The sequence below is a fragment of the Pedobacter terrestris genome (genome assembly GCF_052343045.1).
Classification (GTDB): Bacteria; Bacteroidota; Bacteroidia; order Sphingobacteriales; family Sphingobacteriaceae; genus Pedobacter.
In genome coordinates, this window is the sequence record NZ_CP180264.1 from 535,002 (window position 1) to 550,692 (window position 15,691).

At 39.5% G+C, this 15,691-nt stretch carries 8 protein-coding genes and 1 tRNA gene; 7 read left to right on the top strand and 2 right to left on the bottom strand.

Translation table 11 applies throughout. The annotated features are described in order from the left end of the window. Positions 1–39: 39 nt before the first annotated feature. The 7 genes from ACJVDH_RS02430 to ACJVDH_RS02460 all read left to right on the top strand — a co-directional run bounded on the left by ACJVDH_RS02430 (position 40) and on the right by ACJVDH_RS02460 (position 14,071). The gene (locus tag ACJVDH_RS02430; RefSeq protein ID WP_443945983.1) at positions 40–4,155 is read left to right on the top strand and encodes a hybrid sensor histidine kinase/response regulator transcription factor; all 4,116 of its coding nucleotides are present in this window, start codon (positions 40–42) and stop codon (positions 4,153–4,155) included. 232 nt (positions 4,156–4,387) lie between these two features. Then, complete coding sequence (locus ACJVDH_RS02435; protein WP_443945984.1) at positions 4,388–7,570, top strand: SusC/RagA family TonB-linked outer membrane protein; 3,183 nt, start codon at positions 4,388–4,390, stop codon at positions 7,568–7,570. A 4-nt stretch (positions 7,571–7,574) separates the two neighbouring features. Then, positions 7,575–9,269 (top strand): RagB/SusD family nutrient uptake outer membrane protein, encoded by a 1,695-nt coding sequence (locus ACJVDH_RS02440; protein ID WP_443945985.1) that lies wholly within the window; start codon positions 7,575–7,577, stop codon positions 9,267–9,269. Between the two features lie 52 nt (positions 9,270–9,321). Next, positions 9,322–10,836, top strand: coding sequence for a glycoside hydrolase (locus ACJVDH_RS02445; RefSeq protein ID WP_443945986.1), 1,515 nt, complete (start codon positions 9,322–9,324; stop codon positions 10,834–10,836). A 36-nt stretch (positions 10,837–10,872) separates the two neighbouring features. Further along, positions 10,873–12,720 carry a beta-galactosidase gene (locus ACJVDH_RS02450; protein WP_443945987.1) on the top strand — a complete coding sequence of 616 codons (1,848 nt, stop codon included), beginning with the start codon at positions 10,873–10,875 and terminating at the stop codon, positions 12,718–12,720. Between the two features lie 93 nt (positions 12,721–12,813). Then, positions 12,814–13,827 carry a cellulase family glycosylhydrolase gene (locus tag ACJVDH_RS02455; protein ID WP_443945988.1) on the top strand — a complete coding sequence of 338 codons (1,014 nt, stop codon included), beginning with the start codon at positions 12,814–12,816 and terminating at the stop codon, positions 13,825–13,827. A gap of 156 nt (positions 13,828–13,983) precedes the next feature. After that, a tRNA-Ser gene (locus tag ACJVDH_RS02460) sits at positions 13,984–14,071 on the top strand. Between the two features lie 90 nt (positions 14,072–14,161). On the opposite strand, the gene ACJVDH_RS02465 is transcribed toward ACJVDH_RS02460, so the two are convergent. Together ACJVDH_RS02465 and ACJVDH_RS02470 are read right to left on the bottom strand one after the other, a co-directional pair. After that, positions 14,162–14,551, bottom strand: coding sequence for a hypothetical protein (locus ACJVDH_RS02465; protein WP_443945989.1), 390 nt, complete (start codon positions 14,549–14,551; stop codon positions 14,162–14,164). 171 nt (positions 14,552–14,722) lie between these two features. Then, positions 14,723–15,631, bottom strand: a complete 909-nt coding sequence (locus ACJVDH_RS02470; protein WP_443945990.1) for a helix-turn-helix domain-containing protein — start codon at positions 15,629–15,631, stop codon at positions 14,723–14,725. Between the last annotated feature and the right edge of the window lie 60 nt (positions 15,632–15,691).

Genomic DNA, 15,691 nt, shown 5'->3' on the forward strand with positions numbered 1-15,691 from the left:
CTAACAAAGTGTTGTACATAACCAAATAATAACTAATTCATGTTCCCAATCAGATTCTTTTGGTGTATTCTCCTTTTAACCATTTTGGTTTCGATAGGGAAGGCGCAACAGTTTGATGAACAGTGGGCAGTTACGCCAAATTTCGGTTTCAAAACCTACACCATAAATGAAGGTTTGCCGTCTAAAAATACCACCAGTACCATACAAGATAAACGCGGTTTCATTTGGGTTGGTACAGAAAATGGCTTGTGCCGATTTGATGGGTATAGTTTCAAGACCTTTGTAAATGTTCCGGGCGATAGCAGCTCGATTACTAACAATTATATAAATGCATTGATGCAAGATCGATCGGGGAAAATCTGGATTGCGACAATGGATGGATTAAATCTTTTTGATCCACTTTCTGAAACCGTTACGCGCTTTTACCACGCCGATAAAAATCCTCGTTCTTTAAGCAATAACAAAGTATGGTCTTTGTATTGCGACTCTAAAGGGCGCATTTGGGTGGGTACAGATGATGGTTTTAATGAATATTTGACTAAACAAAAGTACTTTGACGTTTACCGCCCCAATGCAAAATCTAAAACCGCAATGGTAGGTAAATCTGTTAATTCTATTGTAGAAGATCAATCCGGAAACCTTTGGTTGGGGAACTGGAGTGGTGGTTTAAATAAATTCGACTACCAATCTAAACGTTTTGAAAATTTTCAGCAGGCACATCCTGCAAATGCTAAAAATCCAAACGATGTTTGGGCACTAGAATATGGAAGTGATGGTAATATTTGGGTTGGAACGTATTGGAGTGGTTTGTTTAAATTCGATCCACAACGCGAAACATTTACAAAAGTTCTTATTCCTGATCGCGAGAACACTGCAGTTTTTAGCATTATGCAAGTAAATTCTGATAGGTTTCTTATTGGAGGAAACAATGGTTTTTTCTGGTATAACCTAAAAGAACAGAGCTGGGAGAAATTAAATGGTATACAAAATTACGCCTTCGGCGATTCTTATCAGGATAAAAACGGAATTGTTTGGGTCAACTCCAGAAATGGCCTTCAAAAAATAGACCGTAAGCAATACAAATTTCAGTTGTCTGCACTTAACCTTGCCGCCCGCGAAGTAAAAAGCGTGGTTGCTGACGATCAATTTGTCTGGATTGCCACCAATAATGGTCTGTTTAAAATAGAACAGAAAACCGGCAAACAAACAAAATTTACCAAAACAGCCAACCAAAATAGCTTGACCAGTAATGATATTAATAAACTTTATTTTGATGGAAAAGGCGTACTCTGGATATTAACAGAAAATGGATTTGACCGGTACAATCCTCAAAACAATACTTTTTCACATCATTATCACCATTCTGCCATCGGAAGTTTATTTAACGAAGATGTTTTTCGGGATATTCTGGAAGTTGATCCAAGTATTTATATGCTGGCTACAGACGCAGGTTTAAAAATTTACGACAGCAATACCAATCGCTTTGCACATTATTACAACCAAAGTAATAATCCAAATTCCATAAGCAATAACCACGCGTATTGTTTGGCGAAAGCGCCGGATGGAAAAATCTGGATCGGTACATACGGCGGCGGCATCAATATTTTCGACCGGAAAACAAATCGCTTCCAATCTATACAAGCAACAGATCGAAATAACTCCGGTTTAAGCAGCAACATTATCCGCGATATTTTTGTAGACAGCAAACAGCGCATTTGGGTATGTACACCAGACGGTTTAAACCAATACCATGCGGAAAACAATAATTTCGAGATTTTTACCAGAAGAAATGGCTTTGCAAGTAATGTTTTTAATGAAATAACCGAAGATTTTTCTGGCAATCTTTGGGTAAGAACAGAAACCGGAGCTTCGGTTTTTAATCCGGTAAATAAACAAGTCAGGAATTTTGATGAGGCAGATGGATTGTTCGTAAACGCTGCGATATGCAAGTTTGAGAACCAGATTTTTTTGGCAGGCGCTAAAGGTTACCTCTCCTTTAATCCAAAATCTATAAAATTTAATCCGCTTGCGCCCCCGGTTTACCTTACCGATTTTCAATTGTTTAACAAATCTATCACTGCGGGTAAAAACAGTCCGTTAACGGAAAACCTGAATACCGCACAAAATGTGCATTTACGGTATGATGAAAGTGTATTTTCAATAGAATTTGTTGGCCTTAACTATACCTATTCGTGGAAAAATCAATACGCCTATAAATTGGTGGGTTTTGATAAAAAATGGAACTATGTTGGCCGGCAACGCAAAGCAACATACACCAACTTAAACCCCGGCACGTACGAGTTTTGGGTAAAAGCATCTAACAATGACGGACTTTGGAATAGTAAAGGCAGAAAAATTACCATCATAATTCGTCCGCCATGGTATTTAACCTGGTGGGCATATTTAATGTATACCATTTCTACGGTTGCTGCCATTTATGTATTTGTTCTTTATCGAGACAAGCAAAAAGCCTTGCAATACAAGGTGCAGATTGCAAACCTGGAAAGCGAAAAAGAGAAAGAACTAAATGAGAAAAAACTTTCGTTTTTTACCAATATTTCGCATGAATTCAGAACGCCGCTAACGCTCATTATCAATCCGGTAAAAGAATTGTTGTATGAGAACGATAAAAATATAGATACCAGCAGTTTACATATAGTATATAGAAATGCCAAAAGGTTGCTTAGCCTGGTAGATCAGTTGTTGTTGTTCCGCAAAGCGGATGTACAGGCAGATACTTTAAAAGCCGGCAGTTTAAATGTGATTAATTTATGTAAAGAAGTATTTCTGTGTTTTAGTCACCAGGCCAGAACAAAAAATATTGAATACGATTTTATTGCGCCGGATGAATCTTTAGATATATATGCCGACCGCGAGAAGCTCGAAATATCCATTTTCAACCTGCTTTCAAACGCATTCAAATTTACGCCAAATGGCGGAAAAATTACTTTTGAGATTACCGAGCATAAGCATCAGGTAGAAATTAATATTACAGATAATGGCTGCGGTATTCCGGATGATGCCAGAGAAAAGATCTTTAACCGGTTTTATCAAGGTACAGATTTAAGTAAAGTTTCTGGCGGAGGTTTCGGTATCGGCTTATATCTGGTAAAAAATTTTATCGAAATGCATGGCGGTTCAATTGAGTGTAAACCTGCACTTTCTGGCGGTTCCGCTTTTCAAATCAAGCTTCTCAAAGGTATGGAGCATATTAAATCCGGGCAGATTATCCAGGATCCGGAGCGGAGTTCTGTATTTTTAGAAGAACTTTTTGATGAACAACCCATCCCGAAAAAACGCGATGCTAAAAAGAGTAAACCGCTGGAAACTATTCTCAATTCGGAAAAGAAAACAATTTTAATTATTGATGACAATCAGGAAATCAGTGATTATTTAACCGAAGTATTTCTGGATAAATATGAAATTTTATCTGCAGCAGATGGTGAGGAAGGTTTGGTGATTATCCGCGAGTTGTTGCCAGATGTAGTTATCAGCGATGTAATGATGCAGCGTATGGGCGGAATTGAATTGTGCAGTTTGGTAAAAGATGATCCCGCACTTTGCCACATCCCGATTGTGCTGCTTACGGCGAGTACATCGGCAGAAATAAAATTAAAGGGAATAGAAAGCGGTGCAGACGATTACATTAGTAAACCTTTTGATAAAGAACTGCTGGTTGCGCGTATTGCGAGTATTCTGAAAAGTAAAAACAGCTTGCAGAAATATTTCTATGGCGAGATTACACTAAACCCAAGTAAGGCGAAAATATCGCCAGAGTATAAAGATTTTCTGCTGAACTGCATTCGCGTTGTAGAAGAAAATATAGAAGATCCGAATTTTAACATCAAAATTCTGGCCGATCAGATTGGCATGTCCAGGTCCAATCTGTTCAATAAAATTAAATCCATTTCCGGTCATTCGTCTAACAGTTTTATCCGTTTCATCCGCTTACGTAAAGCCGCAGAAATTTTCATCAATACCGATAACACGATTCTACAAACCATGTACATGGTAGGGATGAATGACATCAAATACTTTAGAGAACAGTTTTTCAAAGTGTTTGAAATGAACCCATCAGATTATATTAAAAAATACAGGATAACCTTTTTACACAAGCATACACTAGATCCGGAAATTAAGAAAGTTAAGGTTTAGTACATATTAGGAGCTGGAAAATTAAAAACAGTATAAATTGCTTTTAAACACGGTTTCTGTATGTAAAAATGTTTGTTTACCCCTCTAATATTGGCTATTTGCCCCTTTAATTTCCCATACATTTCACTCAATTTAGCGTTTGCTATCTCTTTCTGCGCGGCCACAATTGAACCATTCAATTTGCCTTCCCGTCTGGAGTTAAGCAATGAATATTAACCAAATTAAATCAACAATGAGAAAAGTTTTACAGAATGCTTCAATGTCATTTTGTGTTCAGGCGAAGCGTGGCCTGGTGGTGTTAACACTCGCCAATGCTTTCGTACTGTGTGCGCAAAATGCCAGGGCAAATGAAGTCTCAAATTCATTCCCAACCATCCGTTTAGCACAAGACGTTACTGTTACGGGTACCGTTACAGACGAAACCGGCGGTCCTATTCCGGGCGTTAGTGTTACGGTAAAAGGTACAAACCGCGTTACGGTAACAGATGCAAAAGGAAAATACAGCATAAAAGCGCCAAATGGAAATTCGGTTTTAGTCTTCAGTTATATAGGCTACAATACTTCAGAAATGGCTACCGACGGCAAAAATACCATTAACATTAAATTGAGTTCTGATTCAAAATCGCTGGATGAATTGGTTGTTGTAGGATATGGAACACAAAAAAAAGCCACACTGGCAGGTTCTGTATCGCAGGTTAAGGGTGCAGATTTAGTGAAAAGCCCGCAGCCGAATTTATCCAATTCATTAGCTGGTCGTTTCTCTGGTGTAGTTATTAACAACCGTGGTGGCGAGCCTGGTTATGATGGTTCAGGAATTTTAATTCGCGGAATGTCTACCAACACGAACAATAGTGCATTGATTGTTGTAGATGGTATTCCGGGGCAGCTTGGCGGTTTGGAACGTATAGATCCAAATGATGTGGAAAGTATTTCTGTATTAAAAGATGCTTCTGCAGCAATTTACGGTAACCGCGCGGCCAATGGTGTAATTTTGATTACAACTAAGAAAGGGAAGTTGGGCAAACCAACCATCAGTTACAGTTTTAATCAAGGTTTCAGCTCGCCAACCCGTTTGCCGAAAATGGCAGATGCAGCAACATATGCAGAGATTATGAACGAAATTAATTTCGATTCTAATCCTGCAGGCGGTTTAAACCAAGCATATACTTCGGCGCAAATCCAAAAATTCAGAGATGGGTCTGATCCGTTATTGTACCCAAATACCGATTGGATTAAAGAAACGCTAAAAAGCACAGCACTTCAGAATCAACACAGTTTATCCATTAATGGCGGAACCGAAGATGTCAAATATTTTGTGTCTATCGGAAAGCTTTATCAGGATGCGATTTACAAAAATGGAGCAACTAAATACAATCAGTATAATTTCCGCTCCAATATTGATGCGAACATTTCAAAGCGTTTAAAAGTTGGTTTGGCATTATCCGGTAGGGAAGAAGACAGAACATTTCCTCAGGCGGGTGCCGGCGGCATTTTCAGATCAATATATCGTGCAAAACCAATTGTTTCTGCATTTTATCCTAATGGTTTGCCAACAACCGGAATTGAGAACAGCAACCCGGCAGTTCAGGTTACAGATGCAGGCGGAACCGTAAAAAACCCAACACAGGTTTTAAATGCCATTTTGAGGGGAAGTTATCAGATTCCGGGTGTTGATGGTTTATCGCTTGATGGATTTTTCTCTGTTGATAAAACTTTCGCGTTTAGCAAAAACTTCAGTAAACCATACAATTTGTACAATTACGATCAGGTCTCTGGAGCATACAATGCGGTAATTGTTGGCGGTAGTAATGGCAAAGCAACGTTATATGAATCGCACAGCAATCAAAGTTTACTTACAACCAATATTAAACTGAACTACGATAAACGTTTTGGCAAACACAGTATCAATGCATTTGTAGGTTATGAGCAAAGTTCAAATAAATACGAATTTTTTGATGCACAACGTTTCAATTTTATTGCCACAACGTTGCCAGAGCTTTCACAAGGTGGAACTGCAGCTACAGATTACAGAAATTCTGGTTACAGCACAAATTATACCCGTAGGAGTTATTTGGCAAAATTGAACTACAACTTTGATGAGCGATATATTTTTGAAGGTCAGTTGCGTGCAGATGGTTCATCGCTTTTCCCGGCAAGTGTACGTTTCGGATATTTCCCATCTGCTTCAGCAGCATGGAGAATCAGTAAAGAAAGATGGTTTGGCGATAATGTGAAGTTTTTTGACGATTTAAAAATCAGAGCTTCATACGGATCGTTGGGTAGCGATTTAATTAATGCTTTCCAGTATTTTGACAATTATACTCTGGTAAATAATGGTTTTGTAGGCAGTAATCCAGGTAGCGGAGCAAATATTATCCAGCCGAACTTAAATCTGGTTAAACTGGCCAATCCAAACATTACCTGGGAAGCAGCAAAAAAACTGGATTTGGGTATTAATGCAACCTTCCTTAAAAACTTCACTTTTGAGGCGATTTACTTCCAGCAAAAACGCAGCGATATCCTGATGACCAGAAATGCATCTATTCCGGCAACATCGGGTATTGTAAATCCATATGGATCAGATCCATTGGTACCGGCAGAAAATATCGGACGTATCAACAGCGCAGGCTTTGAAGGTACTTTAGGTTACAGCCACGCAGGGGAGAATTTTAGCTGGGGCGCTTCAGGAAATATCACTTATGCAAAAAGTAAAATTGTTTATGTAGATGAAGCCATTGGTACATTAGATTATCAACGCATTACCGGCGGGCCTTTAGGCACTTATCAATTGTATAATTCAATCGGAATTTTCCGTACACAACAAGAGTTGGATGCTTATCCACATGTTACCGGCGCAAAAGTTGGCGATTTAAAATATCTGGATTATAACGGCGATGGTGTAATTGATTATAAAGATCAGACCCGTACAAAATATGGCAATATCCCGCAAATTACTTACGGATTTAGTTTAAACGCCGCATATAAACAGTTTGATGTATCCGTTCTTTTTGCCGGGCAGGCAAAAGTAAGCCAGTATGTTCTTCCGGAATCCGGAAGCGTAGGTAACTTTTACAGCACCTGGGCAGATAACAGATTTAGTCCGACAAACAATGCGGGCACATTTCCAAGAGTAAGCGAGCGTGCATCAAATGCCATTAGCGGTGGTGCATACAACAGTACATTCTGGTTAAACGATGCTTCTTTCCTCAGATTGAAAAACGTAGAACTGGGTTATAATTTTAAGAAAGAATTGCTTTCAAAGATTAAAATTTCGGGTTTAAGATTATATGCAAACGCATTTAACCTGTTTACCATTACCAAAGTAAAAGATTACGATCCGGAAGGTGATAGCAGCAGCGGCCAATTTTATCCGCAACAAAGAATTATCAATATAGGCGCGAACGTTAAATTTTAACCCAATGAAAAGATTTTTAAAACCTTTATATATAACACTTGGTGCAGCCATGATATTTTCATCCTGCAAAAAGGATTTTTTGGATGTAGAACCCACCGATCGGATTTCTACAACTGCGGTAGAAAGTGATACCACCATTTACGAAGCTTATGTACTTAACCGCTACATTGGGCCCAAACTCCAAGACAAAGAAGCCGAAGGTTCAAACCCTGGTTTTGGCCGTGCTTTTGAATACAGTATGATGAGTTCTTATACTGATGAATCTATTTACAATAATGATGACGGAAGCTGGTTGATACAACGCGGTCAGATTTCTCCGGATAACCTGGGCAGTACAGGTTCTTTCTGGGCGAGAAGCTATCGTGGCATCCGCGAGTGCAATTATGCATTAAGTATTCTTCCGAATCTGAATATGAGTGCCGGACATAAAAAACTGATTGAAGGCGAACTGAAATTTATCCGCGCTTACCGCTACCACGATCTTATTCGCAATTATGGCCGCGTGGTACTAATCAACGATAAAGTCACTCAGTTAACCGATAATTTACAAGATGAATCGCTCTTCAAACGCGCAACATTAAAAGAAAGTGTAGATTATACTTTGGCACAACTAACAGATGCCGCCAATTTACTTCCGCTAAATAATAGTGGTACCTGGCTTTTAGGTCGTGCTACAAAAGGTGCAGCATTGGCATTAAAAGCAAGATTGGCTTTGTATTCTGCGAGTCCGCTTTATGCAACAGGTACCTGGGCCGATGCCGCAACTGCAGCGCAAGCCGTAATCAGTTTAAACAAATATGGTATTTACACCGGCGGATACAATAAACTGTTTACCACCAATGAAACCAACGAGATGATTTTCGAAAGGTTATTTGCTATTGGTGCACGTCATGTTTGTATGGAAATTGCAAACGGACCAAACGGTTATGGCGGTTGGGCCGGAAACACACCATTGCAGAATCTGGTTGATGATTATGAAATGAATAATGGAAAGGCCATCACCGATCCAACTTCTGGTTATGATGCCACAAAACCTTATGTAAACCGCGATCCGCGATTCGGATTTACTGTTTTGTACAATGGCGTTGCATACAGAGACCGCAATATCGAAACATTTATCCCGGGAGGAAAAGACAGTAAAGACGGAAATTCCAACTGGAATACGACCAAAACGGGCTATTACATGAAGAAATTTATGGATGATGCCAATCCGATAGATAACCCTTGGGATGTTGCCGGATTGCAACCGTGGATTTACATGCGTTATGCAGAGGTTTTATTAAACTTTGCCGAAGCGGCAAATGAAGCCTATGGGCCGGATGCGGTACCTGCAGGTTCAACTTTAACGGCAAGAGCAGCAGTAAATTTAGTGCGTGCAAGGCCAGATGTAAACATGCCAGCGCTTGCTACAGGTTTAAGTCAGTCGCAAATGCGCGATGCAATCCGTTACGAGCGCAGAGTAGAACTGGCTTTTGAAGAGCATCGTTTCTATGATGTACGCCGTTGGAAAATTGCCGATGTTACTGAAAATAAAGCAGCCGGAGGTGTAATCATTACCAAAACCGGAAACAACTTTACATACGAAGCCAAAGTTGCACTTGATGGCCGCTTATTCCAAACCAAACATTATTGGTTGCCTATCCCTCGGTCAGAAATTTTGGCTTCTGGTGGCAAGCTAGAGCAAAATACAGGATATTAATCTCATTTCGGAGGTAGCATTTTCTACCTCCGCTTTTAAAGTTTAAACAGATATGAATACATTCTCGCGGGCATTAAAGGTACTTGTTCTGCTCTCTTTTTGCAGCGCAACTGCGCTAAATGCACAAGAAAGCCAAACGGTAAAAGTTACAATAGATCTGAAAAATCCGATGCAAACGATCGAAGGATTTGGTGCTTCTGATGCTTGGACATGCCAGTTTGCAGGCCTTTGGCCAGATGCAAAACGCAATAAAATGGCCGATCTCCTTTTTAGTAAAAAACTAGATAAAGATGGAAAACCGATCGGTATCGGCTTAAATTTCTGGCGCTTTAGTATTGGCGGCGGTAGCAGCGAACAAGGAAAAGAAAGTGGCATTAAAAGTGAATGGCGCAGACAACAATCTTTTTTAAAACTAAACGGACAGTATGATGAGCGCGCAATGCCTGGCCAGATGTGGTTTTTTAATGCGGCTAAAAGCCGTGGTGTTAAACATTTTCTCGGTTTTGTAAATAGTCCGCATGTTAATTTTACGCTCAACAATAAAGCATTTTCGTCTGATGGGAAAGGGAATCTGGACTTTAGTAAAGTACAGGGTTTTTCTAATGATCTGGCGAAAACCATTCAAATCATAAAAAATAAATCGGGCGTAGAGCTCGAATATTTAAGTCCGATAAATGAGCCGCAGTGGAAATGGAATGAAGGCAATCAGGAAGGCTGTCCTTATGATAACGAACAGATTTCTGCACTGGTAAAAAATTTAAGTCAGACACTTAAAACCCAAAACCTTAAAACCAAAATTCAGATTGCAGAAGCTGGGCAGTTAGATTATTTGAGCACACATAAAGACAGTTCAAAAAGCCAGCAGGTTTCCTATTTCTTCAATCCAACCTCTGCAGGCTACATCGGAAATCTAAGCAATGTAGACCACAGCATTTCTGGCCACAGTTATTTTACGACAAGTCCGGAAGCAAGAGCCATCAATATTCGCCAATCTGTAGCATCAGAAGTTTCTAAAGTTAAAGATTTACGTTTCTGGATGTCTGAGTATTGTGTATTGGGCGATAGTTTACTTCAAGGCGGCGGCCGCGATTTGGGTATGGTTACTGCACTGTTCATCGCAAAGTTAATTCATCATGATATTACTTATGCCAATGCAACTTCCTGGCAATGGTGGCTGGCCATTTCTTCCGGCGATTATAAAGATGGCTTGGTGTATATTGATGACAACCAGAAAGATGGCGAAGTATATGAAAGTAAATTGCTTTGGGCTTTTGGAAATTACAGCAGATTTATTCCTGAAGGTAGTAAACGTTTAAAAGTCAATGCAGTAAATGATCAGGATTTGTATGTGAGCAGTTATGTTCACAAAAAGAAAATCATCACGGTAGTGGTTAACTATCGAAAAACAAAAGCAAATTTTGTTCTGGAAGGTTTAGAAGCGGTAAAAAATCAGGTTCAGCTGTATACCACATCAGCAACTGCATCACTTACCCCATCTGTAGCTAAACTTTCTGAATTGATCCTGCCTGAAGAATCGGTTACAACCATTATTGCCGATCTGAATTAACAGCCTTACAAAAACCTATTAAAATCAAAACTCCAAATGAAATTATACAGAAACCTTTTTTCAGTAGCCGTTATTTTACTTATCACTTTTTCTGCCTGTAAAAATAAAAGCAGCGGAGAACATACTTTTGCATTAGGCGACAGCACCTTTTTATTGGATGGAAAGCCTTTTCAAATCATCTCAGGCGAATTGCATTATCCGCGTGTTCCGCGCGAGGCCTGGCGCCACCGCATGCAAATGGCAAAAGCAATGGGTTTAAATACCATTGGTACTTATGTTTTCTGGAATGTACACGAGCCAGAGAAAGGTAAATTTGATTTTTCAGGAAATAATGACATTGCAGAGTTTGTGCGCATTGCCAAAGAAGAAGGCCTTTGGGTGGTTCTTCGCCCAAGCCCGTACGTTTGTGCAGAATGGGAATTTGGCGGTTATCCATATTGGTTGCAAAATGAAAAAGGTTTAGTCGTACGGAGCGAGGAAAAACAATATCTGGATGAATACCGCAAATACATTAATGAAGTGGGTAAACAACTTGCGCCATTGCAGGTAAACCACGGCGGCAATGTCATTATGGTGCAGGTAGAAAATGAATATGGATCTTACGGCAAGGATAAAGCGTATTTGGAAACCAATAGGAAGATGTTTGTAGATGCTGGTTTTGATGGATTACTCTACACTTGCGATCCGGAAAAAGATATAGAAAAAGGACACCTTAAAGGATTAATGCCTGCGATAAACGGACAAGACAACCCGGCCAAAGTTAAGTCTATTATTAAAAATTTAAACGAAGGAAAAGGGCCATTTTTTATTGCAGAATGGTATCCTGCATGGTTTGATTGGTGGGGAACGCCACATCACAAAGTTCCGTCTGCACAATATACAGGTAAATTGGATTTGGTTTTAGCAGCAGGAATTTCCATTAACATGTATATGTTTCACGGCGGCAGTACCCGCGATTTTATGAACGGCGCAAATTTTAGAGATAGCATTCCTTTTGAACCACAAACCAGCAGTTACGATTACAATGCACCTCTTGATGAAGCAGGTAATGCAACAGAAAAGTTTATGGCTTTCAGGTCGGTTATTCAAAAATACCTTCCGGCAGGGCAAAACCTTCCGGAAGTACCTGCAGCAAAACCATCTGCAATATTGCCTGCAATAACGTTAAACCAATCGGCAGCAGTAATGTCGCATCTTGGCAACGGAAAAAAGAACATCGATCCACTAAGTTTTGAAGATTTAAACCAAGCTTACGGTTACGTGCTTTACCGAACAAAAATTAGTGGCGGCAAAAAGGCAATCCTTAAAATTGATAGTCTGCGCGATTATGGTATTGTATATATCAACGGGAAGAAACAAGGTGTTTTGGATCGCAGGCTTGGTCAGGACAATTTGACTGTAAACGTCCCGGCAGGAGAAGCAACGCTTGATATTTTTGTTGAAAACATGGGCAGAATCAATTTCGGCCCAAATTTATTACACAACAAAAAAGGAATATTGGGCGCCGTGCATTTTGATGGCAAAGCATTGAAAAACTGGACAATGTTTTCGCTTCCGTTTACTGCTGTTAAAAAAGAACAGCTTGTAAATACCTCAAATAATTTGGATGGACCAGTATTGAAAAGTGGGAAATTTACACTTTCTGATGCAAAAGACACTTATTTGGATATGCGTAAATGGGGCAAAGGAATGGTTTGGGTAAATGGCCACAATTTGGGTAAATATTGGAGTATTGGCCCGCAACAAACCTTATACCTTCCGGCAGAATGGTTACGCAAAGGCGAAAATGAAGTGGTGGTTTTGGAATTGATTAAAAATGATCAAAACATTTTAACCAGTTTAGACAAAGCTATTCTGGATCAGGTAACAGAAATAAAAAAATAATCAATCAACACCGGAGCGGGAAATCGTTCCGGTGTTTTTGTATACAGGTAAAAGGAATTTAACGATTCTGTATGTCGATGAAAAGAAATGCAAATGAAGCGTATTCAAATTTTTGTAGCGGCTTTGCTGGCCCTTGTATATTTTGGTTGTAGTAAAACAGCGCAAGAAATTACACCAGCATCAACAGATCCGGTTGTGCAACCCGTAGCCATTTCTGGAGTAAACTGGGCAGATGCACGGGATAATTTTGTAGATGGATGGGTAATTCCGTCGGGTTTAACCGCCGGCGATGATTATACCGCCGCCGCTGCGAAAGCGAATGCCATTTACAGCGGTTTTTTAGCAAATATGAAAGGCGTAAACGCGGTTCGTTTGCCTGTAAACCCGCCAAGTGTAACAGAATCCTGGTGGAACAGTTATCAGGCGGTGATTGATCAGGCATTGGCAAAAAACCTCAAAGTCATTCTGGCTTGTTGGGAAGGGACATCTAAAAAAGATGGAAAAATTGATGATCTCGCGGCTTTCTGGCAAATGTGGAAAATCTTGACGGATAAATATGGAAACCAATCTAACGTTTATTTTGAAGTATTTAATGAGCCTTATGGTTACACACTTTCAGAACTGTCTGATGTGTATGTACAGTTTTTAATTAAATTTCCTGGCATACCAAAAGGCCGGATTTTACTAGGTGGAACCGGATATTCTGAAGATGTGACTGGTGTGGGTGCAGATAAACGTTTTGATGGTTGTTTGCTGGCGCTTCACAATTATGCCTTTTGGAATACGCGTACACAAACAGAATGGGAAACCAATTGGCGTGTACGTTTTGGCGCTTATGCTTCCAGAACTGTGGTTACAGAGTTTGGTGCTGCCATGACAACCGGAAAAAATTATGGCGGAAGTGCAGCCAGCGATAACGAAATCGCTTATATTGTAGGATCCACAAATGTTTTCCGGAACAGTCAGATTTCAAGTGTTTATTGGCCAGGTTTGCGAGATGGCGACAGCTACAGTATGCAGATTAAAAGCGGAGAAGGCGCAAATATCATGTTAACGACAAGCAACGCAAGCGGACTTGCCCGTTTAAAGTTTGGCTGGGGAAACTGAAACCATACCGATTTCTTGACCAAAAATCTAAAGTTTGACAAAAATGAATCCGTTTGTAGAATTTTTTCTGCCTGACAATCTATGAGTTGGAAGAGAATATGGTTTTAAAGCAAATTAAAGTTTGGTTATTGCCGCCACATTACTACTTTTGCCTCCGGAAAGCTGGCAGAGTGGTCGAATGCGGCAGTCTTGAAAACTGTTGACTGTAACAGGTCCGGGGGTTCGAATCCCTCGCTTTCCGCCAAACGAAAAAAGCTACTCATTTGAGTAGCTTTTTTCGTTTTTATGCCTTTTACCTGTCAAAATCCTAAACAGATAAACCGCAGAAACATGATCAGATGCTTTTCTTTTTATAGGTATAACCCTGAGATTTGAAAGACTTTCTATCTTCACTCATCTCAAAGAATACAGTTTCTTTTTGCTTGCCTTCTTTTGCTTCAATAGAATTTCCTTTCCAGAGGTTTCCGCTTTGGTGTTTCAGGTTTTTGAGTTTGAAGATTATTGCAGAAGTATTTTTTCCTTCATCATCATTTACCGCTGATAAAATGGCATCTCCGCCTTCCACAATAGTACCAATGCCAAGAATATTCAGCATTAAACCATCGCTCCGACGCCAGGTTCCGTTTAAATCACTTGCGGCAAATTGATCATTATTTTTTGGGCGAAAGATAAACATCACCAAAAGGAATACGATGATGAGCCCAATGTTGTTATTTGTTGCCATAACGAGAACGAAATAATTGACTAGTAATAACAAAGTTAAGGCCGTGTTTTTGTATTTACAATACTATAATTTGAGTATATTTTGTTGAGGTTTTTACGCGTTTTATCTCATCTTTATAATCGGGGAGATTTTATTTTAATGGCATTGAGTACCTTTTCGTCCGCCAATAAATCAACCAAAAGATTCCCTGAAATCTATAGGAGATAGATTTGTTTTAGTCTTGAATAGTTTACTGAAAGATTGAGGATGTTCAAAACCCAGTTGATACGCAATTTCGCTAACCGATAAACTGGTTGAACTAAGTTGTTGTTTGGCCGTTTCAATCAGTTTATCGTGTATGTGCTGTTGTGTACTTTTACCTGTAAGCATTTTAAGTAAACCACTCAGATAATTGGGCGAAACGTTCAATTGATTGGCAACTTGTTGTACCGTTGGCAAACCCTCAGCAGTTAAAGTGATTTGACTAAAATGATCGGAAAGCAGTTTTTCCAATCGATGCAAAATTTGATGGTTGCTTATTTTACGGGTAATAAACTGGCGGTGGTAAAACCTTTCTGAATAGGTGAGCAGAAGTTCTATCTGCGCGATAATTACACTTTGACTAAATGTATCCATATTAGAACGGTATTCCTGATCAATGTTTTGCATCAATGAAATAATGGTTTCTTCTTCCTTTTCGGATAAATGAAGTGCTTCATTTACAGCATAATCAAAATATTCATACTTTTTGATTTGTGTAGCCAGCGCCGTATTCCACAAAAAATCTGGATGGATAAATAACATCCAACCGGATTGTTTCAAACGTTCTGCCGGATTAAATTCTATTCCGAAAATCTGCCCTGGAGACATGAACGTCATTAATCCCTCATCAAAATCGTAAGATTGCTGACCATATTTCATCTTGATATTAAAATGTCTTTTTAAGGCAATTGCATAAAAATCGAACATTAGGCTAACAGGTTCATCAAGTTGCAGGTATTTAATCTGCTCTACGTTAAAAACGCTAATCAGCGGATGGGCAGGTTTAGGTAAACCCCTAAAGCGATGGAAATCTGCAATGCTTTTAAAACGTAATGGCATGGTGTTGGGCATAAAACAATATCGTTAAAAATTACTGGAACAGCACTTAGCATTAAACAA